The sequence below is a fragment of the Streptomyces sp. NPDC058000 genome (assembly GCF_042886435.1).
Taxonomy (GTDB): domain Bacteria; phylum Actinomycetota; class Actinomycetes; order Streptomycetales; family Streptomycetaceae; genus Streptomyces.
Genome location: NZ_JBHVQS010000002.1, coordinates 292,397 through 318,233 on the forward strand (window position 1 = coordinate 292,397; position 25,837 = coordinate 318,233).

Below are 25,837 nucleotides of genomic sequence, written 5' to 3' on the forward strand. Positions count from 1 at the left end.
CGACATGACAGCTCGGACAGAGACGAACGGGCTCCGCATCATCGTGGTTGACGACCACACGGTTATGCGCGCCGGGGTCGTCGCCCTGCTGGCCTCGGACCCCACCATCGACATCGTCGGCGAGGGCGGCGACGGCCGCGCGGCCGTCGAACTCGTCGAGCGCCTGAAGCCGGACGTGGCACTGATCGATCTGCGGATGCCGGTCCTCGACGGGGCGAGTGCCACCGCCGAGATCGTCGCCCGCCACCCGGGCACCCGGGTACTGATCCTGACCACGTACGACACCGACGCGGAGATCGAGCGCGCGGTCGAGGCCGGCGCGATCGGCTACCTGCTCAAGGACACCACGCGTGACCAGCTCGTCGACGCCATCCGATCCGCGTCCCGCGGCGAGACCGTCCTGGCCCCGAGGGTCGCGGAGCGGCTGGTTGCCCGCATGCGGCAGCCCGCTCCGGTGGCCCTGACCAGCCGGGAGGTGGATGTGCTCAGCGCGGTTGCCGACGGGCTGTCCAACGTGGAGATCGGCCGGCGGCTGGTCATCGCGGAGGCCACGGTGAAGACCCATCTACTGCGGGTCTTCGCCAAGCTCGACGTCAGAGACCGCACGCACGCGGTGGTCGTGGCCCTCGAGCGCGGACTGCTGGAAAGGCGTTAGCCCAGGTGACAAGGGTTCCCGGAGCGCGGGGCTCTGCTAGCTGGAAAAACTACGCGCTGCGGAAGGCTGCGGGCCGCGGCAGGCCCCGTGGGAGAGGAAAGCCACGATCGCGAAGCGGCTGACCAAGGCGGCGGCTCACAAGCTGATCGGCACCCTGGTCGGATCCTGACGCCGTCAGTCCTCCGCCTCGTCGTCGTCGAGCCCGGCCACGTCGGGGTCGCGCAGGGGCCGCAGGCTGCCGCCGGCCGGTGCGGAGGCGGGGCCGGGCCGGGCCGCAGAAGCGTTCGCGTCCCCGTGGACGAAGAGCACGCAGGGCAACGGGCGCACAGAAGCTCGCGTGCGCACGCAGTCAGCTGTCCGGAGTCGACTCCCACGACGGCGGCTCCACCAACAAGGGCCAGGACAATGACCAGGAGGTAGGAGTAGTAGGAGGAGTAGGAGTAGGAGTAGGAGTAGGAAGCATTCCGTCTCGCCCTGTGTTGTCCTCCTAGATGAACGTCCCTGCGTCACACGCCACTTCACCCCTCGACCGATCGCGAGCCCGTCCCATGAGGATCGTCATCATCGGTGCCACCGGCACCATCGGTTCAGCCCTCGCCGGCGTTCTGGAAGCGCATCCGGAGCATGAGGTGATCCGCGCCTCCCGGAGCGGACCCGTCAAGGTCGACCTGGCGGATCCCGACTCGATCGACACCCTGTTCGCCACGCTCGGCCCCGTCGACGCCGTTGTCGCCGTCGCGGGGAGCGGCACGATCGCCCGCATCGACGCCTCGTCCGACGCCGACTACTTCACCGGCCTCGACGGCAAGCTGCTCGGCCAGATCCATCTGACCCGCCGCGCCGCCCGCCACCTCACCGACGGCGGCTCCCTCACCCTCACCGGCGGAATCTCGCAGTTCACCGAGCCCGGCCTGACCTTCGGAGCCGTGGTCAACGCGGGCCTCGACGGATTCGTCCCGGCCGCGGCGCAGGAGATGCCCCGCGGCATCCGGCTCAACTCCGTGAGCCCCGGCTGGATTTCGGAGACCTTGCAGGCCATGGGGCGCGATGGCGCAGCGGGCACCCCCGTCGCCGAGGTCGTCCGCGCCTACGTCGAACTGATCGAAGGCACCGACCGCGGCCGCATCGTCGAGCCGGGCACGCCCGCCGCCCGCAAGGGCTGATCCCCGGGGCGGTCCGGTGGGTCGGGAGCGGAAGGGCGGGCCCGATCTGAGAATGGGCGACGAGCGACCTCAGGTACCCGGCCACCGCTTCGGGTCCAGGGCGATCTGCCGCAGTTGCTTCACCGTCAGTGCGGGGACCGTGCGGGTCGCGGCGAGCGCGGCCCAGTTGGTGTCATCGGCGCGGCCCGGTCTCATCTGCTCCTCCTGCCCCGGCGGCCCGGTGTGTGTGCTTATGCGCGCTTGCGCGTGCGTGTGCGCCGCTTTCCTCACTTCTTTGATGCAGTGGGCGGGGGAAAATGTTTCACGGCATGCGCAGTCTGCCTCCCGGTACGGACGGCTCAGCGAGGTGCCGCGAGGTCCTGGGTCCACCAGGGGCCGCCGGAACCGTGGACGACGCCGATACCGACCGCGGTGAACCGGCAGTCGAGCAGGTTGTCGCGGTGCATGGCGTCGCCCATCCAGTCGTGCACCACCGCGGCAGCGCCCTCCGGGCCGCGGTCGAGATTCTCGCCCCAGCTGCTCCACTCGTATCCGGCGGCGGTGATCCGCGCATCGGGGCCGACGCCCTCCGGCGAGACGTGCTCGTAGTAGTCGCGGGCCGCCATGTCGGCGGAGTGCCGCTGGGCCGCCGCGTGCAGTCTCCGGTCTATGCGGAGCGGACCGCAGCCGGCCTGCGCACGGCTGCGGTTGATGAGTGCGATGGCCTGTTCCTCCAGGTCGGGCGGGGTGGCCGTGGGGGACGGCGGGGCCGGCGGGGCGGGGGTCGGGGTGGCGGCGGCGGTGCGCGACGGGGTGGGCGTGGGCGTCGGGGTGGGCGTGGGGTGGGGCGCGGGGGCGGCCACGGTGCGTCCCGCCGTGGGCTCGGCCTTGGGCCCGGCGGTGCGCTCGTCCTCTGACGCGCCGGGACGCCACAACAAGGCGACGATGACGGCCACCGTGAGCGCCACGGCGCCCGCAACGGCCGTCGCCCTGGCGGCCCGGCGTGGGCGGGGCGGTCGCCGCGGCGCGTGGTGTGCGCGGTGGCCGGCCCGCGCCACGCCACTCGACACCGCGTCGCTCGGCACCTCGCCGCCCGATACCGGGGCCGTCGAGGCAGTGGGGGCGGCGACCGGGGCGGTGGCGGCGACGGACGCGGTGGAAGCGTGCAGGCCGGCGGGCGGGGTGAGGTGCGCGGGGAGCGGCAGCATCGCGAGGCCGGCCAGCAGTCCCTCGGCGGGCAACAGGTCGTTCCAGTGCCCGGAGCAGGTCGTGCAGTGGCGGACATGGCGGGCTATCCGTTTGCGCCACAGCGGCGCGGGGTTGTTGTCCCAGGCGGCGGTCACCTGGGCGAGTTCGGGGCAGGGCGGATTCCCCGCGAGGACGCGGACGACGACGCGTCCGGTCTCCAGCTGCTGCTTCATCCGCTGTACCCGGACCGCGGCGTGACGTGTCCCGCAGTCGAGCGCGGCGGCGAGTTCCGGTCGGCTGATCTCGCCGGCGGCCTCCAGCCACCACAGCGACAGCAGTGCGCGATCCCCTTCGTCCAGCCAGCGGGTGGCCTCGGCCACCTCACGACGCTGACCGGACAACCCCAGTCGCAAGATCGTCAGGTCCACGAAGTCGGCGGAGCGGTCGGACTGTTCCACCGTCTGGTCCAGGCCGACGACGGGGGCCTTGTGGGCAACGGTCCAGCGGCGCCGTACCTGGTTCATGGCGATCGCCACCAACCAGGAACGGAAGGACGCCGGCTCCCGCAGCTCCGCCAACGACTCCAGGACGCGCACCATGGTCTCCTGCACCACGTCGTCGACGTCCGCGTGGCCGTCCAGCGCACGGCCGACGACGTTGTAGATCAGGGGTAGGTACGCGGAGAGGAGTTGCTCCCGGGCAACGTCGTCTCCCGCCCTGGCCGCCTCGACGGTCGCCGTACCGTTTTCCCACTTCACGCCTGTTCGGTCCTGTTCATCCGCGTACACCTTCCTGGCCCCGTGCTCAGGTGACCCGTCCGGCGCACGGCGATAACAGAAAAACCTACGTCGCCGGCGAACGTCGTCTCGGCACCGGCCCCCGGCCGCTCCACCGGCCCGCAGCCCTGGGGGGCGGCCACACCGGCAGACCTACCGAAAAATTCCAGCGCACTTTCCGTTGTCCGGCACCACGCCAGGGGTCTCCCCAGTACGGACCGTTCACCAGACGGCCCGCACCCACCCACCATCGCTGCCCCCAAAGGCCCCACAACCAGACCTGACCGGCAACCCAATCCCCATCGAAATCACAAACGGAATCAGAAACGGAAACGGAATCCATGAACCACAACGACACCCCCCACCCCACCTCCCACCCCACCCCGCACAACGAAGCGCCGGCCGACACCAGCCACAACCCCAACGCGCCCACGACACACCGACGTCACGCCGCACCCCGCCCCGCCCGCCAGCCCGGTGGCAACGGCGGGAGCCACCGCGCCGAGACCGCCCGCTCCGGGGCGAAGACCGCACTGCTGGCCGCGGCGGCCGTCCTCACCGTGAGCGGCACCTGCCTGGTGCTGATACGCCCCGGCTCCGGGGCCGACCAGACCCTCGCGGCCGACCAGTCCGCATCAGCACCCACCGCAGCCACCTCCGTCCCCCCGGCATCGAGCAGCGCCTCGCACTCTCCCCGCCGCCACAAGCCGACGCCCACGCCCACCAGTACCGAACAGCACCACGAGCAGCGCCCAACGCCCACGACTGCCACCCCCGACAACCGCACCCGCCCGACCCACCGCACGACGCCGAACCCGCCCCTCGGTGACTCCGGAACAGGCGGCGGCACCACGCCCCCGGCCGGGACACCGGCCGCGACCGGCACCGCCGCGGAGTTCGCCCAGAGGGTCGTCGACCTGGTCAACGCCCAGCGGGCCCAGCATGGTTGTGGCCCCCTCACCGTCGACCCCCACCTGGCGGCCGCGGCCCAGGCACATTCCGACGACATGGCCGCCCGGAACTACTACGCCCACGACACCCCGGAGGGCATCGACCCGGGAACCCGCATGACCCGTGCCGGATTCCCCTGGCAGAGCTGGGGCGAGAACATCTTCAAGAGCCCCAAGGACCCGGCCACGGCGCTGGACGGGTGGATGAACAGCCCCGGACACCGCGCCAACATCCTCAACTGCTCCTACAAGGCCACCGGCGTGGGCGTCAACCTCAACCCCAACGGACCTTGGTGGACCCAGGACTTCGCCACCCACTCCTGACCCACGAACCAGTCACTACGAACCAGTCACCACCGGCGGTGACTGATCACCAGCAGATCACGGCCGGCCAGACGACGCAGCGCGGCGCGAGCGGGCAACCACACCGCTCGGCCGAGGTCACGAGGGCACGGGCACGGGCGTAAGCGGAGCCAGAACCGAAACCACAATCAGAACCGCCCCGGCAGGCGCGCAACGATCAAACAGGCACCTGCGCCCGAGGCGTAGTGGACCCCAACACAACGGCACCGTTGCCCGACCACTCCGCTGCGCCCGCTGGCCACCTGCCGCAGCCGGCCTATGCCCTACGCCCTACGCCCTGCCCCGAAGGACCCGCCGATAGGCTCGCGTGATGACCATCAGCGACCTGGAGGAGCTCTCCCAAGCCTGGGACGAGATCCGCGCAGACTACGACTCCCTCTCCGTCGACGCGTACGACCAAAAAGTCCTCGACTGCGCAGCGAGGCTAGCCGCCGACCCGAGTGGGGAGTCGGCCTATGCCTGGACGCTCGGTCTGGTGCTGATGGCTCCCTACCTCGCCTGGGCGCTCGACGACACCGGCAAACCCGAAGCCGGCGCGGCTCTGCGGGCCACCGACCGCGCACTGCGCGACGGCCCCTGCCGCCACGACCAACACCCCTACTTGGAACACGACGAGGAAACCGACCTGTACCTCGCCGAACAGCTCTGCGGCCTGGCGGATCCGGCCGCGGACTGGGAGGAGAACCACTCCCGGGAAGAATGGCTCTGCCCGCGCAACGTCGCCGGCTTCGCCCGCATCGCCCTGGACATCATCGAGCCCGGCTCCGCCGAGAACATCCCGCCCCGGCTACCGACCGGCACCCAGGACACCATCGACACCCTCGCCGCGGTGCTCCACGGCTACCCCGAGCCAGGCACGGACCTCGCCTCCGTGCTCTCCTCCCCCGCGCTGGACCTCTCCACCGCCGACCCGCAGGACCGACCCGGCCACCTCCTGACCGTCCGGGCCGTCACCGGTTACGTGACCTCCGACCTGTTCGAGGACACGTCCGTACTCGACGAACTCATCAGCGCCGTGGAGCGAACGCTTCCCCACTACGCGCAGCCGACCTGCGCCCACGACCAGCACATCGCCCCACCCAACTGGACCCCCGACCTCGCCGAACTCGGCATCACCCTCTCCTCACCCGCCGGTCGCGCCCGCTACGAGCGCGACCGCCGACAAGACCGGGACGCCCCCCTGGAACACCTCCTGTGTCCAACCTTCCTCGCGCCCCTCGCCCAGGAATCCCTGAGCGCCCTCCAGACACGACGCAACCAACTCGCACACGGCCACACGACATCACCCTCAGACCAACATTGACCCTCAAAGAACCCTGACGAAGAGGAACGGCCCCCATCGGGTACGCCCCGCGGTGGAGGAGTGGGCGCCCTACGACTGGCAAGGCAAGGCGATTCAGCGTCACCGGGGCGAGACCCAGGCCGCGTTCAGCCTCCGGACGGGCACCAAGGAGGACCAGGAGAACTGGCGGAGTGACTGGCGGAGTGGCTGGCGGCGGAGCCGTGCCCGGTGGAGCTGCGCAGCTGTGAGCTGGAACACAGTTGAGGTTGACCTTGGGGCGGGGTGGAGGCTCGTCGCAGCGGCCCGACACCGACTCGGGCGTAACAGATCTGAAGGGACCGACATGTCCATCACCCTTTCCGACCAGGGGCAGGACCGCCCGGAGCTGCAGAAGGCGATCGAGGAGATCGTCGAGTCCGGTTTCCTCGGGGTGCAGCTGCGGGTGAACGACGAGCAAGGCGAGTGGGTCGGCAGCGCCGGGGCACGCGAGCTGGGCCTGAGCGCCGAGCCGCTGACCAACGGGCATTTCCGCATCGGCAGCAGCACCAAGAGCTTCGTCGCGACCTCGGTGCTCATGCTGGTGGCCGAAGGCAGGATGGGCCTGGACGCCCCGGCCGATGACTACCTGCCCGAGTACGGGCTGGACCGGCGGATCACCGTGCGGATGCTGCTACAGCACACCAGCGGGATCTTCAATCACACCGGCGAGCTCTACGAGGACGGGACGTTCGTGCCGGGGATCCCCATGCCCTACGGCATCACAGGCAAAGAGTGGGTGGACAACCGGTTCAAGACCCACCGGCCGGAAGAGCTGGTACGGCTGGCGCTGTCCAAGCCGGCGCGGTTCGAGCCGGGGGCGGACTGGAGCTACTCCAACACCAACTACGTGCTGGCCAGGCTGCTGATCGAGAAGGTCACCGACCATTCGTTCGCCGAGGAGTTGCAGCGGCTGATCCTGGAGCCGCTGGCGATGACCGGCACCGTGGCACCGGGCACCTCGCCGGAGATCCCCGAGCCGCACAACCACAGTTACTACCGCCATGAGGACGCCGGGCAGGAGAAGACGGTCGACATCACCCGTCAGAACCCCTCCTGGGTTGCGGCCGGTGGAGACATGATCTCGACCACTCAGGATCTGCACACGTACTTCTCCGCGCTGATGGGCGGCAAGCTCCTGCCGGCCGGGCTGCTGGCCGAGATGCGCACACCGGAGGCGAAGGTCGGCTACGGCCTGGGGCTGTTCGTACAGGACGCGGGCCCGGGCGGCGGCACCCTCTTCCACCACAACGGCGCCCAGGGAGGCTCGGTGGCGCTGATGTACAGCACACCCGACGGCAGCAAGATCCTGACCGCCGGGCTGAACTGTGTGGACGACGCCGACCTGTCCATAGCAGCGGCATTCCAGAACGCCCAACAAAGGCTCGTCAACGAGGTGTTCTGCGGCGGGCAGGCCGATCCGGCTCAGCCGACGGACTGAACACCCGTGCCCCGTACGCTTCGAGGGTCGACTCCTTCCGGTCGTGCATCGGGGAGAACGCGAACCGGGGCCACGCCGAGCTGCGCGAGCTCGGCGTGGCCCGTCCACATGCTCGGCCGGGTGTGCGTAGTCGCCGAGCTCAAGCACAAGGCAGGCTGAGCGGATGATGAGCGGAGTCACGATCGGGCAGGCGGCGGCGTTCGTCGGCGTCACGGTGAAGACGGTGCGGCACTACCACAAGCTCGGCGTGGTCGAGGAGCCGGAGCGCGACAGCTCCGGCTACCGGCGGTACGGATCGGCCGACCTGTTGCGGCTGGTGCAGGTCCGGACGCTGGCCGCCGCCGGTGTGCCGCTGGCCGAGATCAGACCCCTGCTCGACGCCGATGCCGAGCAGTTCGCCGCCGTCCTCTCCGACGTCGAGCGGCAGCTCACCGAACGGATCGCAGACCTGATCACGCGCCGCGACACGCTGCACCGGCTCGCCGACGGCGACCGGGCCCTGCTGCCCGACCGCGCTGTGGCGCTGCTGGAGCGGATGTCCGACCTCGGCCTCGGCCCCGACTACGTGGCCGCGCAACGCGAGGCCCTGGTGCTGGCCCGGGCGCTGGTGCCGGAGGGCTTCGACGGCTTCCTGAGCCAGCTCGAACACCGGCTCCACGACCCCGAGTACATCGACCTGACCAAGCGCGGCCGGGAGGCCGAGACCTGGGAACCGGACGACCCGAGGATCGAAGAACTTGCGACCGCCATGGCCGACCACTACCTCGCCAACCCCGCGCTGCTGGGGAATCCCACCAGCCTGCGAGCCTGGACCAACGCTTCCGCCCAGTACAAGCTGATCAACAACCACCGCGAGGACCAGGCACCGATCTCAGCCCGACTGACCGCGCTCACCGAGACCAAACTCCGCGCCGCCGGCGTAACCATCCCACGCCGGTGACGAGAGCCTGACGGAGCATCAGCCCCGCGACCGACCGTGATCGTCGAATGCCGATTGACCGGGAAGTCCTGTGCGGCGTTCGCCACGCGCCACACACCGGGATCCGGGATCCAGCGGGAACCTGCCACCGGAACTCAGCACCGGCGCCTCGTTAGCCAGTGAATGCCGCAGGAGAGCGCCCGTTTCCAGTCAACGAGTAATCACTCGATGAGTGACCATCGGAGGATCGAGTGGCGCAATTTCCCGATTGAAGAACTCCATGAAATCCTCGCTCTGACGGTACAGCACATCAAAGCCTGCTGAGGTTTCTTCGATCGCCACTTGATCCGTGATCCGGTTGGCTCCCGCCGCGTTCCCGTCGTCGTCGTAAACCACCTCGTACATGACCTCGTCACCGAGGATCACAGCCTCAGGCACAAGATGGTCAGCTTCGATTTCGGAGATTCTACGGGAATCCAATACCCGAATATTGTCACCCAATTCCACGCGCAGGCGAAGCACGAACAACTCCCACTGCACGTACGGAGTGACGGGGAATTCAACTACGCGAATCCGACGCTGCAGGATGCCCAAGGCAGCGGCCTTCTGGAACTGCGTAGCATAGATTTCACGCTTCTCCTCAATCAAGGAGAGCGCTCTGTTCCACTCGCCGGCAGCAAAGGCTTCCCAGCTGGGAAAGCCTCGCTCCTGGAAGCTCTGCCCACGCTCAAGCTTCCTCAGGAAGCTGACGCCGCCCTCATAATGGCGGCGAAAGTCCGCGTGATACTTTGGTCGGTCCAGATGCTCTGAGGTGCTGCGCTGAAACGACTCAAACACTGGGGATATCCGGCTTCGCCGCGATCATCATACTCCTCGGAATGACCACGAGACGCTCATCAGCCCCAACCGAAACACCCGCCGGAAGTGTTTTCCCGAGCGAATCGGTCAGGTCTCTTCCGATGATGGCGACGTCTCCGTTCTCAAGCTCCCAGATGTCTGGACAGTCAGGGTCATCGGTTGTGTGCCCTAACTCTTGCGGCGATTTCCCCAGCCGCCTCTTGAACCTCGTCGTCGGGTCGGCTTCCCACGGCCTGGCCATAACCACCCCTTCCGAATAATCTGAAACGTTTCGAGCTCAGCGCCTGAACCCTGACGCGACTAGTAGCAAACACTGAGCCATGCAGGGAAAACGGACTCTGGTATATGCCAGAGGAATACCCTTACGAAGCCACTTGCCCGTTCGGATTGGCGATGCCACCATACTGGCCTTAAGACGGTCACGCAGCCCCGCATGGGCCCAGATGGCCCGTTTTTTGCACTTATGGGAAGAAATTTGGAATAGCAATCATTCAAATGGGGGAACCGTGGACCAGGAATTAACGTCTTTCGCACAGGCCGCTGGAACCACCTTAGTCACTCTGATGACAACCGAGGCATGGCAACACACCCGTGAAGGTTTCACTCGCCTGTGGCAGCGCCTACAGCCTGACCGGGCACAAAACATTTCCAATGAATTGGAAGCGAGTCGCGAAGAAGTGCTGCGCGCTCGCTCAGCGGACGACCAGGAGATGTTGGGTGAACTCCGCCTGCAGTGGGAGGGCTACCTCCGTCGGCTGTTGCTCGCCCATCCAGAAGCCGTCGAGGACCTGCGCAGGTTGCTCGACGAGGTCAGCCCGGAACCTGCTCCGTGTGCTGCACCGGTCACTCAGCACGGAACCGCGTCCGGGCGAGCACGGATCTACCAAGCGGGCCGAGACATGCACATCAATGAGCGATGAGGGGCCCGATGGACGGCCGGGCCGAAGACGGCGGCCGCGTCTACCAATCATCGCGTGACCAACACATCAGCGAGTACCACTATCACGGCAGCGATGAACTCGGCCTGTCCGGCCCCGACTCGGTGCGACACCCGGCGGTGGGCCGAGCACCCGTGGTTCTGCGCGACCGGGCCGAAGTGCTCGACCGCTTACGGGCAAGCGTCTCGGCGGGAGACGGCGGCCATGCCTTCGTTCTCCACGGCATGGGGGGCTGCGGCAAGACTGCTGTTGCCTACGCCGTCTTTCACTTCGCCACGGAGACCAGGGGCTGTGTCGGCCTCTGGGTGAACGCCTCCGAACGTGCCAGCCTGCGTTCCGGCATGCTCGCCGTCGCCGCTGACCGTGGCGCCACGGACGGTGAGCTGTTGGCCGCGCGCAACGGCCTTCGGCCCGGAGCCGACCTCGTGTGGGAACACCTCAACCGGCCCCCCGAGCCGTGGTTGCTGGTGCTGGACAACGCAGATGATCCCGAGATTCTGCGAGATGGCAGCTGGCTGCGTACCAGCCCTCGCGGCATCGTCGTGGTCACGACCCGTCGTGCGGCCGCGCGCTGGTGGCCGGGAGCGGAGTTGCAGCACATCGGGGTCCTGCCGCGGGAAGACGCCGCGCGGGTGCTGTGCGACCTCGCACCGCAGAGCGGCACGTTCAAGCAGGCCGCGGAGATCGCAGACAGACTGGGTCGACTGCCGCTCGCGCTGACACTGGCGGGTGGCTTCCTGTCCCACCAAGTGCTCGACCCCTGGACGATGGACGCCTACCGGCGCCACCTCGAGGAAGGAGAACGCGTCGAGCTCATAGACCAAGGAGCTGACATCTTGTCGAATGAAGACCCACGTCACCTGGTGGGGCGTACCTGGCAACTCACACTCGACGCCTTCGAAGCACACGGTCTTCCCGAAGCGGTGACGCTGCTTCGCTTGCTCGCTCGATTCGCTTCGGAACCACTGCCGTTGTCTCTCCTGAATCGCCCGGAGATCAGTGGCACACTCCCTCGGGCTCGTACGGAAATGGCGCTGCGAGCGTTGCTCGACCAGTCGCTCACCGAACTGGTCGACGTCGGTGTGCGGTGTGTACAAACCCACGGGGTGCTGCTCGACAGCGTTGCTTCCGCCACGCCATCGGAATCGCTGACCGCCCTCAGTTCGACGGCCAGCAGGTTGCTGGATGCCAGCATCCCCGAGTTGCCGGATGCCGGCCCGGAAGACCCGCAGTTACGACTGCTCGGTCCGCATGCCATCGCCATGTTGCGGCGTGGTGCGACTCCCTCAACGATGGCCGATCTGGTGGGTATCGCTACGCGCTTGGCCACGGCTCTGCACCGTACGGGCGACTACCTGTCCGCCTGGGAGACTGCCCATAGTGCGGCAGAGCTTTCCGAGCAAGCCCTTGGTGTGGAGCATCGCTTGGTACTGGCTGCACGTTCGAGGGCCGGTCGAGCACTTTTCCGGCTGGGAAGATATTCCGAGGCCGAGCCGCTGTTGCGTCAAGTCAGGGGCGTTCAGGAGCAGTTGTTCGGAGCTGATGATCCGGACACCTTGGAGAGTAGCCACGGACTTCAGCTGGTTCTTGGGAATCTCGGCAAGCGGGCGGAAGCTCTTTCGCTGCTCCGTGCCACGATTACGGGCCGGCGGTCGGCACTCGGACCTGCGCATCCGTTGACGCTGCGCTCACAGGCCAGCTTGCTGACGATGCTGTCGGCGTCCGAACTCGAAACGGAAGAGAACTCTGCGTTGCTCTCCTTGTCCGCAGATTGCGAGCGGCACCTCGGTCCGGACCACACGATCACCCTGGGAGCAAGGCATAACCACGCCTGGGCGCTTTACGTGCTCGGGCGATTCCACGAGGCCGACGAGGAGATCCGGCTCGTCTCTGACATGTATGAGCGCCGATTTGGGCTCGACTATCCCATCGCGCTCTCGGCACAACAGTTGCACGCCCGTATTCACCATAGACTCGGGCACTTCGAGGCAGCAGTAGATCTCATGGATGACGTCGTGGCACGGCGAGCCAACAGCCTTGGCGCTGACCATCCTTTCACTGCCGCGAGCAGGAAGGTGTTGGCGGAGCTCAAGGAGCATGGACGACCCGCACCTTGACGCAAGTCAAGGTGCCGAGGAGTACCACGCCAGCAGTGCCGGCCCGGATCGGCTCGGGACGGTGGTGTGAGCCGCCCCCTCACATCCCCGCTGCGAGGTCGCTCAGCGCATCGGTCCAGTGTTCGGCGCTGTCTGGCGAGAAAGCGGCCGCGTCCAGGGCGCGGAGGCGTTGTTCCAGGCGCTCGGCCCGGGCTTCCTGGGCGTCGCAGCCGTACTCCGGCTCCTGCTGAAGAGCGGCCAGGGCGTACTCGTAGATGAAGGTGACGAAGGTGGTGAGGCTGCTGTTGAGTGGTCGGGCCTCCGCGTAGTCGGTCTCCGCACCGATGATCTCCACCGCCCCGGAGGGGCTCAGCACCAGGTCGTCGTCATGCCACGTCCCCAACCAGCGGTAATCGTCCAGCCCTTCGGGGACCTGTGGGGCGTCAGGTTCGTCAGGATCTACTGGGCCGACGCCGACCTGGTCCAACGGGGCCGGGCCGTCCGTGGCGAGGTCCTCGTCCAGGCACAGGCCGGGCAAGGGGGAGAGCGGAAGGCCGATGCCGCAGAACACCTCGTGGTCCTGTGCGGCCAGGTCGGCGCTCACCAGGCTGTCTGCGAGGACGAGGACCTGGTCAGCCCCCCAGAGGTCGACGAGGTCGGAGTACGACGGCCTGCCGGCCGCGGCGCGGCTGGTCGCCTCGCCGCGTCCTTCGGCCGTGGGGAAGCCGGCCGGGTCGAGTTCGGCGCGTTCCCCCGCGCCGGATGCCAGCCGTTCGGTGTCGAGACGGAGGGCGAGGGGCCCGGCGGAGGTGCCGAGCAGGAGCAGCCCGTCGCCGGTGAGGTGGGCGGTGCGGGTCCACGCGCTCACCCGGAGATCGAGCGGTGCCTGGCCGGTGTCTGTACGCAGCAAGTGCACGCCGTCGCCGTACGCACAGGCCACGAGGGGAAGCCGGGTGTCGCCCGACTCCAGGCACGCGGCACTGAGGTGCAGCGGCCTGTCGGGAAGGATCCGTGCCTGGCCGAGGGGCTCGCCGGTGCGCGGGTCCCAGGCACGTAGCCGGGACGTGGAGTCCGTGGTGAGTACCGCGTCCGGCACACCTGCCGTTCCCCGCGCCCAGGTCATGTGCGTGATGTCGGTTTCCGAGGCGGTCCAACGGGCGGCGAGCCGGCCGGTTCCCGTCTCGTAGACGGACGCGAGTGCTCCCTCGCTCACCGCGGCGTACGTCGTGCCGGCGAGGACGCCTGCGCAGAGGCAACCCGGGCTCCGCAGTTCAGGCAGCGGCACTTCGGCCAGGCACGTCCGGTCCATGGCGTCCCAGACCCTGATCCCGTCGAAGGAGTGGACGGTCACGATCCGGGGTTCGGTCGAGCCGGTTACGGTGCCGACGAGACTGGCGCCGGCGGACACGTCCCGCGGGTAGGCGTGGCGGACGCGGTTCAGCGGCTCGACGACGTCATGCGTTCCGGCTCCGACAAGCGAGGTGGGGCCGGCGACCAGGGCGAACGTGCGCTGATCGGCGTCACAGACCATGGGGGGTGCCAGCCGTTCCCCGGTGGTGGCGGCCAGGACCGTCAAGCGGTGCGGGGTGGTGAAGCTGATGCTCGCGTAGGCCGTACTGCCGTTCCACGGGGCGGTTTGCGCGGCGATCACGGGGCCCGGCCAGCTGGTCCACGCGTGCGGCGGGGCGTCGTCGGCGGGCCGCAACCGGGCCCAGAGGGGGGTGAACGGCGGGGTCATGCTGTCTCCAAGCCGGTTCTCGTGGTGTGCGCAGACCAGTGGCGGGGGGGATGCCTGGGCGGTGCCGCCCCAGCCTGTCACCTGCCGCACATGCGGGCGCTGGGGGCTGTACGAGACCGTGCCGCCTCCGCGAGCGACCTCGTTGAAGCCGAACGATGCCTTGCGTACGGCAAGGGGCGGGGCGGAGACGTCCCAACAGACGGCCTGCTCCGCTCCGGAGCCGGAGCACACAGCACTTGCTCAAGTCCGTCCGGAACGGCCTTGCACCCCGCGTGCGCCCTACAGCCTTCGCGGTGCACCCCGACATGACAGGTCAGCTGCGCCCGCCCCATAGGAAGCCAACTGGCGTTGCTGAGACGAAGCCGTTGCCGCCGATGGGGCTGGCGACGGTGTAGGCGAGGAAGGGCAGCGTCAGACACGCGGTCCGGAGCGCGGCTGGGCGCCAGGCGCGGGGCGCGCATGCGGCGCTTTCGCGCCTTTTCACGCCTTGAGGAACAATCAAGCGGAACCACCAAGCGGAATGAGCGCGTCTGACCTGGTGGACCAACGAGTAGGTACAGCGAGTAGGTACAGGCAGCAGGGACGTGTGGCGTGGGCGTAGTACTGCCGGGGTGGGCGGACGAGATTCTCGACATCATCGGCGTCTCATGGCCGAATGTCGACGAGGACGACTACCGCGCCATGGCGGACTCCTTAAGGGAGTTCGCCGACGACATCGACGACGGTGCCAACGAGGCCCATCAGGTGATCCAGGGCCTGGTGGGCTCGGCCGGCGGATCCTTGGGAGTGGCGGCCCTTGAGGCCCACTGGGGCAAGGTCAACGGGAAACATCTGAAGGGGCTCGCCGAGTGCGGGCGCCTGGCCGGGACCGCCATGGACGGGGTGGCCGTCCTCATCGAGGGCGCCAAGATCGCCGCCATCGCCCAACTCGCCATTCTGGCGGCGGAGGTGATCGCCGCGCAGGCCGCGGCGCCGTTCACCTTCGGCCTGTCGGAGGTGGGGGCGCTGGCGGGTACGCAGGCGACCCGACTCGCCGTCCGCAGGATCATCAAAGAGGTCTGCCAGCAGGTCGTCGAACAGATCGTCAGCATCGCCCTGACCCCGATCGAGGAGGCCATCGGTGCGATGGTCGGCGACCTCGTGGTCCAGGTGGGGGCGAACGCCCTGGGGGTGCAGAAGGGCATCGACGTCGGCCACGCGGCCCAGGCGGGCAAGGACGCGGGGAAGGCCGCCGCCGGCGGGATGCAGTTGCTCAGCGCCGGCGAGGAAAGCAGTAGCGGCGGGGGCGGAGGCAGTGGAGGAGGTGGCGGCGGAGGCGGGTTCACCTTCGATCCGGAGGCGCACGACTCCGCGGTCACCGGCCTGAAGGGCGCCGGCGGCACCTTCCGCAACAAGGCCGGCGGCAAGATCGGACGGGCCAAGAGCCACCACGGCCGGACCCGCGGCAAGGACGCCATCGCCAACGCCGCCGCCCCGATGATCGACAAGGCCATCGGCGGGCTGGAGAAGGGCGTCAAGCGGACGGCCGACCACCTGGACGATCAGATGGTCAAGGGCGTCAAGCAGATGAAGCTGAACCATCGCGAGAACGACGCCGGTATCGCGACCACGCTCCAGGGCATCCAGAAGAAGTCGAACGGTGAGGCGCCGACCTACCACGTGAGCGACAAGGGGAAGGTCACCCGCCTCTCCTCCTCCGGACACGAGGACCTCACCGACAAGGACCGGAGCCGCCTCACGCCCATAGGGCTTCTGAGCGACGATCACGTGCCCCGGCGGGAGGCCAGCAAATACCCGTTGCCACCCTCCGGAGAACGGAAACGGAAACCCTCGAAGCAGGTCGACTTCGGCAGTACGGACCTCTCCCGGGCCACCGAGTTGGCGCGGCACTCCAATACCGGGCCGGGCAGTAAGCAGGGTGACTACGGGCGGACCGCCAAAGGGAAATTCACGAGCCGGAACTATGCCGCAGCACGGTACGGTCAGCCCGGTTCGGAAGACGAGTTCATCCTCGTCGGGCGCAGTAAATGGCCGGGCATGCACTCGGAACGCCAGGTCGGCATCCCCTTCCTCGACTCCGGGAAATCAAAGGGGATGTCGGAGCTCTACACCGAGCGGGAACCGTGCACGACGGGCCCCGGCACCAGGGATTGCAGCGCCTGGATGTCCAAGCATCTGCCAGACGACGTCAAGGTGTCGCACACGGTCGAGTACGGCGAAACGGCGGAGTCCAAGAAGAAGGGCAACGACGAAATGGAGCAGCATCTGAAGAAAATCAACCGGCACAAGAAGTAGCCGAAGCGGAAATTGACCCGGAGAAGCCGCCTCCGTTAAGATCACGAAATTCTTTCACCTTAGTCGACAGGACGGAACATGCCTCACCTCACCGACCGATCAATGATGGAGTCGGTTTTCCCTCCGGCGGAGCTCGTCACGCTGACGGAAGAGCAGCTGCCGGCCGAGCTCGATGAGGTGACGCGTTCACTCCTGACCGCCACCGGCCTACCGAGCGACCGGAGTTCCGTTTTCCAGATCGACGGCGGGCTTTTCGTGGACGAGCGGCCCAGCCGGTTCCGCCGGTGCGCGCAGCTGAGTTATTTCTCCGAGTACCACGATATGCCGGCAGGCTGGGAGGACTGGCTGGTACTGGGCGAGATCTATTACGACGGCATCGCCCTGGATCCGGTTTCCGGAGCCGTCCACTGCCTGCCGGACGGCGAGTTCACGGCGCAGCCACTGAACCGGAGCCTCGATACCTTCCTCTATTTCCTCTACCTGCTCGAACTCGAACGCCCCCACTACGACTACACGGTGTCGGAGGACCTTCCCGATCCCGAGGGCGTGGCGGTCTCCCTCCGTGAGCGCATGCAGAGCGCCGACCCGCTCCCGTTCGAAGGGGTGGAGCCGGTCTGGTCCGAGGAGTTCGACTGGGACGCCGAGGACGCCCCGCGCCTGCCGACGTGGGACGGTGTCCTCTCAGACGTGTACGAGACGGTCGGTTAGGCGGAGCCCCCATGACAGTCCCCGAGGGTGAACTGCGGCATTTCGGACAGGAGACGGCGGGTGATCCGGCCACCGCGCCGGCGAGCGTCCGGCGACTGGCCCAGGTCGCCGTCCCGTGGCAGGTCGGCCCCTACTTCTCCACCTCCGCCGACGACCCCGTCCCGTTGGACGCCTATGCGCAGTCCGTCGGGCTGGAGGACATCGGCGAGGAGTACCGGCAGTTGGCCCGCCTGGGCACCGACCGCGGATACGAGATCTGCGTCACCCCCGAGGGCGGGGTGCGGGCGGTGCTGCTCGGCTTCCAGGAGCCGAGCAGGTTCGTGAACTCCTCCCCCGAGCAGTTCGCGCGGTCCCTCCTCGAACTGGACCAGGCGCTGCGCACCCTCCTCGGAACCGACCTGCCGGAGACCGCCGCGGAGGCGTTCGCCACGGCGGAACGACGGCTGCGGGCCCTGGACGAGGCCGCCTTCGCCGACCGTGAGAGCTGGTGGCCGCAGGTCCTCGACGACATTCGCGACACCGCGAGCACCGAGTGGTACGCGGCCTTCGAGTACGTCAGCGCCGACGGCGAGAAGCAGGTCGTGACCCGCTCCGGGGGCATCTGCCTGCACCCCGAGGAACGACTGTGGTCCGCACTGCGCGGCGCGGGCGTCGAGCCCGGGCAAGTCACCAGGATCCACACGGAGTTGGAGTCCTGCTTCCAGCCGGGCCACTACTGCTCGCTGTGGCTGGGGCAGATGTTCCCGGACGCCGAACTGACCCACAACTTCCCGTACGGCGAGACCGCCGCGTCCCGGGCCGAGGGCATCCGCCTGCTGCGCGAGGCCGCCGCCCGGACAGCCGAACAGTGATGACCGCGCCAGGGGGATGACCGCACGATGACCACCGCACGCCCGACACCGGCCCTGGCACCGGACCCGACACCGGTCCCGGACCCGGCCCCCGACATGGCGGCCTGGCCGCCGCTGGACGACCGCCGCGCGGACGCCGGCCGGGCCCTGCTCGACTGGGCCGCCACCACCGACGGCAGCCTCCCCCGGCTCTGCGTGCTCCGCGGCGCCCGGGGCAGCGGCAAGAGCCATCTGCTCGCCTGGCTCCTGGTCGGCTCGCCGGCCGACCGGCGGACCACCGCACATGCCACGGTCCCCGCCGCGGGGCTGATCACCGACGCCGTCGCCTGGGAGATGGGCCGCCAGCTCGGCTACGGCCCGCTGCCGCCGCATCGCCTCCTGGACCGCGTGGCGGCCGACGAACGGCCACTGCTGCTCCTGGTGCCCGACCTCCACCTCGCCGGCCGCGGCGCGCCAGGCGACGCCCCGGCGGGCCCCCGGCAGATCGTCGACGAACTCCTTCTCCCCCTCCTGCGGTTGTCCCACGTGCGGGCCGTCGCCGAGACCGGCACCACCGATCTCCTCGCCGACGAGGTCGAGGCCCCCTGGACCATCGACCTGGGTGACGCCCCCTATGCCGGCGCCACGCCTCCGGCCGCCACCGCACCCGGCGGCGCCCCGCCCGCGGACTTCGCGTCCCTCGACGCCACCGTTCCGCGTACGGCCGCCGGCAGGCCGGTCTGGGACCAGGCACCGCCGTCCGCCCGGGAACACATCCTCGACGCCGCCCTCGGCGTGGACGACGGCGGCACGGCCGCCCGCGCCCTGCTCGCCGACCCCGGGTTCCTGGTCCACGGCTCCCCCACGGCCATCACCGCCGCACTCCGGGACGCCACCACCGTGGCCCCCGCCGGTCTGCGCGCCATCTGGAGCCGCGCCGCGCCCCACCTGTCCGCCGCGGACGGCGCTCCCGAGCGCGCCGCCCTCCTGCACGCCGCCGCCCTGGCCACCAGCCCCACCCTTACCGAGTACCTGCGCCCACTGGCCCAGGCACACCCGTGGACCGCCAGCTGGGCCCGCCACGACGCGCCGGTGGCCGCCCACTGCCTCCTGCCAGGCAAGGACGGCAGACTGCTCGTCGCGGACCCGCTGGGCCGCCTCTGCCTGCACGACCCGACCACCGGCGAACGCACCGGGGCGCTGCCCTCGCCCGCGACGCTCCGCCCCTACGGCATCGCCGCTGCCGACCCGGACACGGTGCTGCTGTTCGACGAGAGCGGGCCCCTGTGTCCCCTCACGCCCGACGACGAGGGCATGGCCGCCACCGTTCTGGGCCACCTCGCCGCCCATCACGGCGAGGCGGCACTGACCTCCGCACCGTCCCGGCCGACCGCCCTCGGCTCCTGCGGTCGGACCGGAACGGCCGTCGTCGGCGACGCGAGCGGGGCCGTCCATCTGTGGTCGCTGGCCGAGTACCGGCCCCTGCCGCACACCCGCCGCCTCCACTCGGCCCCCGTCACCGCCACCGCCTGCCTGCGGCTGCCCGAGGACGACCTCACCTTCGTCTTCAGCGCCGCCCTCGACGGCACGATCCGCCTGTGGGAGACCTCCGGGGATCCGATGGAGGCCCCCGTGGACCGGCGGCCGGCCCTCGTCACGGCCCTGGCCGCCGCCGACACCCCCGTCGGCCCGGTCCTCGCCGCCGCGTGGAACGACGCCGAACTCCACCTCTGGCACCTCGCCGACGGAGCCGTCCGCACGCTGCCCCTGCTCCACCGCTGCAACACCCTGACGCTCACCCCGTCCGGCCGGCTGACCCTCGGCGGCCCCGACGGCCTCCACTCCCTCCAACTCGACCTCGACCGGCTCTGGCCCTGACCCACCCCGAGGGCCGGCTCAGGGGCCAACGCCCCTCCCCGGCCCTCCTGAGGGAGCCGCTCAGGACCGCCACCGACCCGGCGCTGACCGCACTGACGCACAGCCGGTCGGCGCTCTCGCCGCTGCACGGGCGCGCATCGAGAGCAGCGTCGAACGTGCGCTCCAGACCGGGCACCAGCTGAGCGCACGCGAGTACGCGCCGCTGGACGTGCCGAGCCGCCAGCACGACGGCGAGGGCGGCCACGTGCAGATGTCACAGGTCACCGACTCAGTGCGAGTACGGGCTCGGTGGCTGCCTGGTCGAGGGCCTCGCGCGGGGCGGTGTTATGGGTGAGGCGGACCTCCTTCGGCAGGCGCGGGCCGTCGAAGCCGGTATGACCTGCCGCCGCACGCCAGGACGCCACGGCGGGCCCAGCCCGGCCCGGTTCACCCTTGCCTCCTTCACCGGCGGACCGACTCCAGCCGGGCGGCCCGCGCCGTAGCGCCACAGGCACCCGGCGCAACAGAAGGCCCCCCAGGCATGCTTGGAACCCGGCGATGAGGTCGGCGTTCGGCAGTCCAGGCGACAATTCCCCCGGTCAACCGCGCCCCGCCCCCAGGAGCGCCCCGCCATCCGGCGACACGGTCGAAAACCCGGCGATCAGGTCATCAAAGGCCGGGTGGGTGGACTCCTCGGCCCGGCCGAGCGCGGCGCAGGCCATCGCCTTGCCCACACCCCACCGCGGCGCTCAACTACCCCAAGGCGCCCGGGCTTTCGCGCCGGATACCTGCTCGACGCTCGCATCCCCGCATCCTCGTATCCTCGCGACTTCGCAGGTCAGCAGCGGCTTTCCGCCAGGGCCCGTCCGGCGGACCAGCCGATCCCCCATCCCACCGCATCCCGGGGCCAGACGATCCTTCTGGATTTCGTACACGAGTGCACTTATGTGTTATACGCACTCAGGCCACAGAAACACACCCGACCCCGCTATGCTCGCTGTCGCGCAGCGAGTTGTGGTGATTACCACACGTCACCGCTAGCTGCCATGGTGCCGCCGATCGCACAAGAGCTCGGGCGTCCTGGGACCCGGCCTGATGCGTGTGGAACGCCGCCTGGGAATGCGCTGTGGCCAAGCAGTTGGTGCGCGCGATCCCACGGCTGTCGATCTTGTGCAGGCGGCCTCCCGATGGTGCCCACGGACGCCATGTTTATCGCCCTGTCCATCCCATTAGCGCTCTGAGGATGCCGATGGTTCGTGCTGGTTCGCCCCCCGGAGGGCCGGGGCCCGCCTCCGCCCCAATATGGCTGCTGCCATCCGTACTCCTGGCCGTGTGTACGGCCGTGGCCGTGTCGTTGACGCCGTCAATGGCCCGTGCCCCGGTCGCCGCGATCGGCATCGTCGCCACGGTGGCGGTGGCCATCGCAGCCGGGGAGACGGCACGCCGAGGACGTGCGCTCGAAGAACTGCGTCAGCGGTACGCCGAGCGCGAGTCCATCCTGCAAGGCCATCTGGCCGAGCAGGAAGCCGAAACCGTACGGATGGCCAAGGAGACCCTGCCCACGGCCATGGCCCAGCTTCAGCAGGGCATTCGGACCGAGGAGGTACTCCGGAACGTCGTCCATGTCTCCCGTGTCAGCCCCGAGTTCGAAGCCGCCTACCGGGCAGTGCTGCGCTACGTCCTGGAGGCCGTCGAGGCCGAGGAAGACCTGCGCGACTCCGCCCAGCGGGCCTTCGTCAACATCGCTCGACGCGTCCAGGCCATCGTCCACCAACAGGCCCAGGAACTACGGGAGATGGAGGACAAGCACGGCAACGACCCGGAAGTCTTCGGCGACTTGCTCCAACTCGACCACCGCACCGCGCTGGTCGGCCGGCTCGCGGACAGCATCGCCGTACTCGGTGGGGCCCGGCCCGGCCGTCAGTGGCAGCAGACCATCCCGCTGTTCAATGTGCTCCGCGGTGCGATGTCCCGGATCATCGACTACCAGCGCGTCGATCTGCACTCCGTGGCCGAGGTCGGCATTCTCGGACGCGGCGTCGAGCCGCTGATCCACGCCCTGTCCGAGCTGTTGGACAACGCCACCCGCTATTCACCGCCCCAGACACGGGTCCATCTGACCGCGACCGAGATCCAGACCGGCGTGGCCATCGAGATGGAGGACGCCGGGATCGGCCTGACCGACGAAGCCCGCATGCGCGCCGAACAGGCCCTGGCGCAGGACTCCCCCACCGGAATCGACCTCGACGACCTGGGTGAGTCACCACGACTCGGCCTGGCCGTGGTCGGCCGGCTGGCCCGCACGAACGACTTCAAGGTCTCCTTCCGGAGCTCCGCGTACGGCGGGGTACGCGTGGTCCTGATCGTCCCGCCGGAGCTCATCACCGCGACTCCGGTGCCCGGCGGAGCCATCGCCAAGGCCGCCGTCCTGCCGCCGCCCCGGCGCCGCGGCGGTCCGATCCGCCACGTGGAGGGGGCCGTCGAAGAGCCCGTGCCCACCGCCTCTCCGCGTGGCGCCAACGGGCTCCCGCAGCGCAGGCGCCGCACCCGCGCCATGATTCCGCCCCTGCGGCAGAAGCCCGCAGCGTCGTCCACCACCACTGCATCCGACGCCCCGGCGTCAGCCGCTCCTCCCCCACAGGCCGGGATGTGGCTGGCCGCGTTCCAGGAGGGCATCTCCGGCGAGCCCCGAGCCGAGTCCCCAGCGCATCCCGACGGCCTGAGCGATAAAGAGCCCGAGCGTAACTGAGTCATTAGGTAAGGATGAGTAAGTAAGTGGTGACACAGCAGCGACTCAATATGAACTGGATGCTCGAGGGCCTGGCGTCCAGTGTTCCGCACACCCGTGATGTCGTGGTGCTGTCCTCGGACGGTTTGTGTATGGCTCAGTACGGCACGGACGAGGACACCGCGGATCGCCTCGCTGCGGCCTGCGCCGGTCTGCAAAGCCTGTCGGCGGCCATCGCCACGGAATTCCCGCACGGCAACGGGCAGATGAAGCTCGTCGTCATCGAGGTCAACGGCGGCTTCTTCTACCTGATGGCGGCCGGCGCCGGGGCATATCTGGCGGTGCTGGCCGATGACAACGTGGACGCCGGCCTCATGGGACAGGGAATGCGGGACTTGGTCGCCCGGATCGGTCAGCACCTCACCAGCCCGCCGCGGGCCGACCGGCAGGTCCCATGAGCGACGCAGAACCAGAAAAGCGCCGGAGCTGGGAAGAAGGCGGTCCCGAACGCCTCTACATCCTTACGTCCGGCCGAAGCGCCCCGTCCGCATCGGCCCCCCTGGACGTGGTCACGCTGATCGTGACCCGGAACCGGCCCACTTCGAGCATGCAGCCGGAGCAGGGCGCCATCCTCCGGATATGCGACTACCCGCTGTCGGTCGCGGAGATCTCCGCATACGTCCATCTTCCGGTCAGCGTGGTCACGGTACTGCTCGCGGAATTGCTGGACAGCGGCCATGTCGAAGCCCGGGCGCCGATCCCGGCCGCGTCGTTGCCCGATGTCGAACTGTTGGAGGCGGTGATGCATGGACTGCAAAATCTCTGAGCCCGTCGTTGGCCCCCGGAGCGAGGACACTCTGCCGGCCTCGGTTTCCACCGCGGTCAAGGTAGTGATCGTCGGTGGCTTCGGGGTGGGGAAGACCACCCTGGTCGGATCGGTCAGCGAGATCCGTCCGCTGACCACCGAGGAAACGATGACGCAGGCCGGTGTCGGGGTGGACGACATCGCCGGCGTCGAGCGCAAGACCGAGACGACCGTGGCGATGGACTTCGGCCGGATCAGCCTCAGCAGCGAGCTGGTGCTGTATCTCTTCGGGACCCCGGGCCAGCAGCGTTTCTGGTTCCTGTGGAACGGCCTCTTCGAGGGCGCGCTGGGGGCCGTGGTCCTGATCGACACCCGGCGTCTGGACGACAGTTTCGACGTGATCGGCCGGCTTGAGGAACGCGGTCTGCCCTTCGTCGTCGCCATCAACGCCTTTCCGGACGCCCCTTCTTATCCCATGTCGGAAATTCGCGCGGCCATGGATCTCCCCGATGACGTACCCATGGTCGATTGCGACGCCCGTGACCGTGGCTCCAGCCGCGATGCCCTGCTGACCCTCATTCGCTATCTGTACGCCCTCACCACCACAGCTCCGGAGACCCGGTGACCGCCTCTCACGCACACCAGCCCCGTACGACGTCTGCTTCTGGACCGCCCCCGGAATGTCCCGCTCACGCCCGAGTCGGAGAAACCGACGGACTGGCGCGGCTTTTCGGTCCCGAGGCGGTCAACGACGCCCCGGGCTTCTACGAAAGACTGCGTGCCAAGCACGGCACCGTGGCGCCTGTCCTGGTGGACGGTGACCTGCCGGCCTGGCTGGTCCTCGGCTACCGGGAGAACCTCGAAGTGCTGCGTACGCCTTCCCGTTTCAGCCACGACTCACGTATCTGGCACTGCTTCAAGGAAAACCAGGTCGCAGCGGACTCACCGCTCATGCCGGCTCTCGCTTGGCAGCCCGTCTGCCTCTTCATGGACGGCGCGGAGCATGAGCGGTTTCGCGTCGCGCTCACCGAAAGCATGGCCCGCTTCGACCGCCGTGGGATCCGCCGTTGCGTCACCCGGTCCGCCAACCAGCTGATCGATGACTTCGTCGGTGAGGGACAGGCCGACCTCGTCAGCCAGTTCGCGGAGCAACTTCCCCTGCGCGTCGTGGCGCAGCTTCTCGGAATGCCCGACGAGGAGGGTGCGGATTTGGTCGAAGCCACCCGTGACCTGCTCAAGGGCTCGGAGACGGCTTTCCAGAGCAACGAATACCTCGTGGAGACTCTGGAGCAGCTCGTTGCCCGCAAACGAGAGGCTCCTGGTCCCGATTTCACCTCGTGGTTGATGACTCACTCAGCCAAGCTGACCGACGAGGAAGTGGTGCAGCATCTGCGGCTCGTCGTCATCGCCGCGAACGAGAACACCACCAATCTGACCGCGAACACCTTGCGCATGATGCTCACCGATCCCCGCTTCCGGGCGTCGCTCGCGGGTGGCAGCATGACCCTGCCCGACGCACTGGAACAAATGCTGTGGGACGAGCCGCCGACCGCAGTGGCGCCCGCCCGGTGGGCCACCGGCGACACCGAACTCGCCGGTCAGTCCATCAGGGCCGGCGACATGCTCCTCCTCGGTCTGGCCGCCGGCAACGCCGATCCTGTCATCCGCCCCGATCTGTCCGTACCCATGCAGGGCAACCGCTCCCACCTTGCCTTTACCGGTGGTCCGCACGAGTGCCCCGGCCAGGAGATCGGTCGGGCCATCATCGACACCGGAATCGACGTCCTGCTGATGCGGTTGCCCGATATCGATCTGGCCGTTCCCGAGAGCGATCTGAAGTGGGTGTCCCATTGGATCGCCCGCCATCTGACCGCGCTCCCGGTGAAGTTCACGGCGAGTTCCCAGAAGAGTCGCCGGGCGTCGGTCAGTGGCTCGGGGAACGATGTGTACGGCACACACGTCCTCCAGGATTCCACCGCCGGCAGCCGGGGAGGCGCGGATGAAGCTCTCCCGTCGAGCTCCTCTGCGGGCCCGCCGAAGACGCATTCGTCCTGGTGGGGCATGTTGAGGCGGTGGCTGTCGGGGAAGTAGCTCGTTAGCTGCTTCCGGGAGCGCACGTCGCACGCCTCTCGAAACCGCAAGAGACGCATGTCGGGGCACTGGTGCACGTATCGGTGCCCGGCAGGTGTCTCTTGCGGTTTCCATGCTTCTATGAGCAGCCGGTAGTCCACT

General features: G+C 68.7%; 24 protein-coding genes and 1 pseudogene. 18 read left to right on the forward strand and 7 right to left on the reverse strand.

The annotated features are described in order from the left end of the window. Window positions 1–4: 4 nt before the first annotated feature. Entirely contained in the window at window positions 5–655 is a 651-nt protein-coding gene (locus tag ACFVT2_RS04065; protein ID WP_390011831.1) for a response regulator, read from the forward strand. A 174-nt stretch (window positions 656–829) separates the two neighbouring features. Here ACFVT2_RS04065 and ACFVT2_RS04070 read toward each other — a convergent pair whose 3' ends face one another. Next, window positions 830–964, reverse strand: a complete 135-nt coding sequence (locus ACFVT2_RS04070; RefSeq protein WP_390011834.1) for a hypothetical protein — start codon at window positions 962–964, stop codon at window positions 830–832. Window positions 965–1,203: 239 nt separating this feature from the next. On the opposite strand from ACFVT2_RS04070, the gene ACFVT2_RS04075 reads away from it, so the two are divergent. Further along, window positions 1,204–1,818: a short chain dehydrogenase gene (locus ACFVT2_RS04075; protein WP_390011837.1), complete on the forward strand. Its 615-nt coding sequence runs from the start codon at window positions 1,204–1,206 to the stop codon at window positions 1,816–1,818. A gap of 69 nt (window positions 1,819–1,887) precedes the next feature. Here ACFVT2_RS04075 and ACFVT2_RS04080 read toward each other — a convergent pair whose 3' ends face one another. Together ACFVT2_RS04080 and ACFVT2_RS04085 are read right to left on the reverse strand one after the other, a co-directional pair. Further along, window positions 1,888–2,013 carry a hypothetical protein gene (locus tag ACFVT2_RS04080; protein WP_390011840.1) on the reverse strand — a complete coding sequence of 42 codons (126 nt, stop codon included), beginning with the start codon at window positions 2,011–2,013 and terminating at the stop codon, window positions 1,888–1,890. A gap of 143 nt (window positions 2,014–2,156) precedes the next feature. Further along, the gene (locus ACFVT2_RS04085) at window positions 2,157–3,743 is read right to left on the reverse strand and encodes a sigma-70 family RNA polymerase sigma factor (protein WP_390011842.1); all 1,587 of its coding nucleotides are present in this window, start codon (window positions 3,741–3,743) and stop codon (window positions 2,157–2,159) included. Between the two features lie 359 nt (window positions 3,744–4,102). Here ACFVT2_RS04085 and ACFVT2_RS04090 point away from each other — a divergent pair, with 359 nt between their 5' ends. The 4 genes from ACFVT2_RS04090 to ACFVT2_RS04105 all read left to right on the forward strand — a co-directional run bounded on the left by ACFVT2_RS04090 (window position 4,103) and on the right by ACFVT2_RS04105 (window position 8,773). Then, on the forward strand, window positions 4,103–5,035 hold the full coding sequence (locus tag ACFVT2_RS04090; protein WP_390011845.1) for a CAP domain-containing protein: 933 nt from the start codon (window positions 4,103–4,105) through the stop codon (window positions 5,033–5,035). A gap of 349 nt (window positions 5,036–5,384) precedes the next feature. Next, complete coding sequence (locus tag ACFVT2_RS04095) at window positions 5,385–6,377, forward strand: hypothetical protein (RefSeq protein WP_390011848.1); 993 nt, start codon at window positions 5,385–5,387, stop codon at window positions 6,375–6,377. Window positions 6,378–6,699: 322 nt separating this feature from the next. Next, complete coding sequence (locus tag ACFVT2_RS04100; RefSeq protein ID WP_390011850.1) at window positions 6,700–7,833, forward strand: serine hydrolase domain-containing protein; 1,134 nt, start codon at window positions 6,700–6,702, stop codon at window positions 7,831–7,833. Window positions 7,834–7,996: 163 nt separating this feature from the next. Then, window positions 7,997–8,773, forward strand: coding sequence for a MerR family transcriptional regulator (locus ACFVT2_RS04105; protein WP_390011853.1), 777 nt, complete (start codon window positions 7,997–7,999; stop codon window positions 8,771–8,773). Between the two features lie 189 nt (window positions 8,774–8,962). Here the strand turns inward: ACFVT2_RS04105 and ACFVT2_RS04110 are convergent, their stop codons facing one another. Further along, entirely contained in the window at window positions 8,963–9,589 is a 627-nt protein-coding gene (locus ACFVT2_RS04110; protein WP_390011855.1) for a DUF6879 family protein, read from the reverse strand. Then, window positions 9,582–9,851 carry a hypothetical protein gene (locus ACFVT2_RS04115; protein ID WP_390011858.1) on the reverse strand — a complete coding sequence of 90 codons (270 nt, stop codon included), beginning with the start codon at window positions 9,849–9,851 and terminating at the stop codon, window positions 9,582–9,584. The genes ACFVT2_RS04110 and ACFVT2_RS04115 overlap by 8 nt, the downstream gene beginning before the upstream one ends. Window positions 9,852–10,116: 265 nt before the next feature. Between ACFVT2_RS04115 and ACFVT2_RS04120 the strand changes: the two genes are divergently transcribed. Both ACFVT2_RS04120 and ACFVT2_RS04125 read left to right on the forward strand, forming a co-directional pair. Continuing rightward, a complete protein-coding gene (locus ACFVT2_RS04120) occupies window positions 10,117–10,530 on the forward strand; it encodes a hypothetical protein (RefSeq protein ID WP_390011860.1) in 414 nt (137 codons plus the stop codon). 8 nt (window positions 10,531–10,538) lie between these two features. Continuing rightward, window positions 10,539–12,665: a tetratricopeptide repeat protein gene (locus ACFVT2_RS04125; protein ID WP_390011863.1), complete on the forward strand. Its 2,127-nt coding sequence runs from the start codon at window positions 10,539–10,541 to the stop codon at window positions 12,663–12,665. Between the two features lie 79 nt (window positions 12,666–12,744). On the opposite strand, the gene ACFVT2_RS04130 is transcribed toward ACFVT2_RS04125, so the two are convergent. Continuing rightward, window positions 12,745–14,382, reverse strand: a complete 1,638-nt coding sequence (locus tag ACFVT2_RS04130) for an SUKH-4 family immunity protein (protein ID WP_390011866.1) — start codon at window positions 14,380–14,382, stop codon at window positions 12,745–12,747. Between the two features lie 591 nt (window positions 14,383–14,973). Between ACFVT2_RS04130 and ACFVT2_RS04135 the strand changes: the two genes are divergently transcribed. From ACFVT2_RS04135 to ACFVT2_RS04155, 5 genes and pseudogenes are all read left to right on the forward strand, one after another. Next, a complete protein-coding gene (locus tag ACFVT2_RS04135; RefSeq protein ID WP_390011868.1) occupies window positions 14,974–16,677 on the forward strand; it encodes a nucleic acid/nucleotide deaminase domain-containing protein in 1,704 nt (567 codons plus the stop codon). 78 nt (window positions 16,678–16,755) lie between these two features. After that, window positions 16,756–17,385: an SUKH-4 family immunity protein gene (locus ACFVT2_RS04140; RefSeq protein WP_390011871.1), complete on the forward strand. Its 630-nt coding sequence runs from the start codon at window positions 16,756–16,758 to the stop codon at window positions 17,383–17,385. 11 nt (window positions 17,386–17,396) lie between these two features. Continuing rightward, entirely contained in the window at window positions 17,397–18,236 is an 840-nt protein-coding gene (locus ACFVT2_RS04145) for a nucleic acid/nucleotide deaminase domain-containing protein (RefSeq protein WP_390011874.1), read from the forward strand. A 27-nt stretch (window positions 18,237–18,263) separates the two neighbouring features. Further along, window positions 18,264–20,093, forward strand: coding sequence for a WD40 repeat domain-containing protein (locus ACFVT2_RS04150; RefSeq protein ID WP_390011877.1), 1,830 nt, complete (start codon window positions 18,264–18,266; stop codon window positions 20,091–20,093). 47 nt (window positions 20,094–20,140) lie between these two features. After that, a pseudogene (locus ACFVT2_RS04155) lies at window positions 20,141–20,367 on the forward strand (MarR family transcriptional regulator); the annotation flags it as partial. 304 nt (window positions 20,368–20,671) lie between these two features. Here ACFVT2_RS04155 and ACFVT2_RS04160 read toward each other — a convergent pair. Continuing rightward, window positions 20,672–20,806, reverse strand: coding sequence for a hypothetical protein (locus tag ACFVT2_RS04160; protein WP_390011880.1), 135 nt, complete (start codon window positions 20,804–20,806; stop codon window positions 20,672–20,674). A gap of 632 nt (window positions 20,807–21,438) precedes the next feature. Between ACFVT2_RS04160 and ACFVT2_RS04165 the strand changes: the two genes are divergently transcribed. Genes ACFVT2_RS04165 through ACFVT2_RS04185 form a run of 5 tightly spaced genes read left to right on the forward strand, consistent with a single transcriptional unit; the run spans window position 21,439 to window position 25,696 of the window. After that, a complete protein-coding gene (locus ACFVT2_RS04165; protein ID WP_390011883.1) occupies window positions 21,439–22,821 on the forward strand; it encodes an ATP-binding protein in 1,383 nt (460 codons plus the stop codon). Window positions 22,822–22,871: 50 nt separating this feature from the next. Continuing rightward, window positions 22,872–23,258 (forward strand): roadblock/LC7 domain-containing protein, encoded by a 387-nt coding sequence (locus tag ACFVT2_RS04170; RefSeq protein WP_390011885.1) that lies wholly within the window; start codon window positions 22,872–22,874, stop codon window positions 23,256–23,258. Next, complete coding sequence (locus tag ACFVT2_RS04175; RefSeq protein ID WP_390011888.1) at window positions 23,255–23,626, forward strand: DUF742 domain-containing protein; 372 nt, start codon at window positions 23,255–23,257, stop codon at window positions 23,624–23,626. The genes ACFVT2_RS04170 and ACFVT2_RS04175 overlap by 4 nt, the downstream gene beginning before the upstream one ends. Then, a complete protein-coding gene (locus ACFVT2_RS04180) occupies window positions 23,607–24,230 on the forward strand; it encodes an ATP/GTP-binding protein (RefSeq protein WP_390011891.1) in 624 nt (207 codons plus the stop codon). The genes ACFVT2_RS04175 and ACFVT2_RS04180 overlap by 20 nt, the downstream gene beginning before the upstream one ends. Then, the gene (locus ACFVT2_RS04185; protein WP_390011894.1) at window positions 24,227–25,696 is read left to right on the forward strand and encodes a cytochrome P450; all 1,470 of its coding nucleotides are present in this window, start codon (window positions 24,227–24,229) and stop codon (window positions 25,694–25,696) included. The genes ACFVT2_RS04180 and ACFVT2_RS04185 overlap by 4 nt, the downstream gene beginning before the upstream one ends. Window positions 25,697–25,837: the final 141 nt, after the last annotated feature.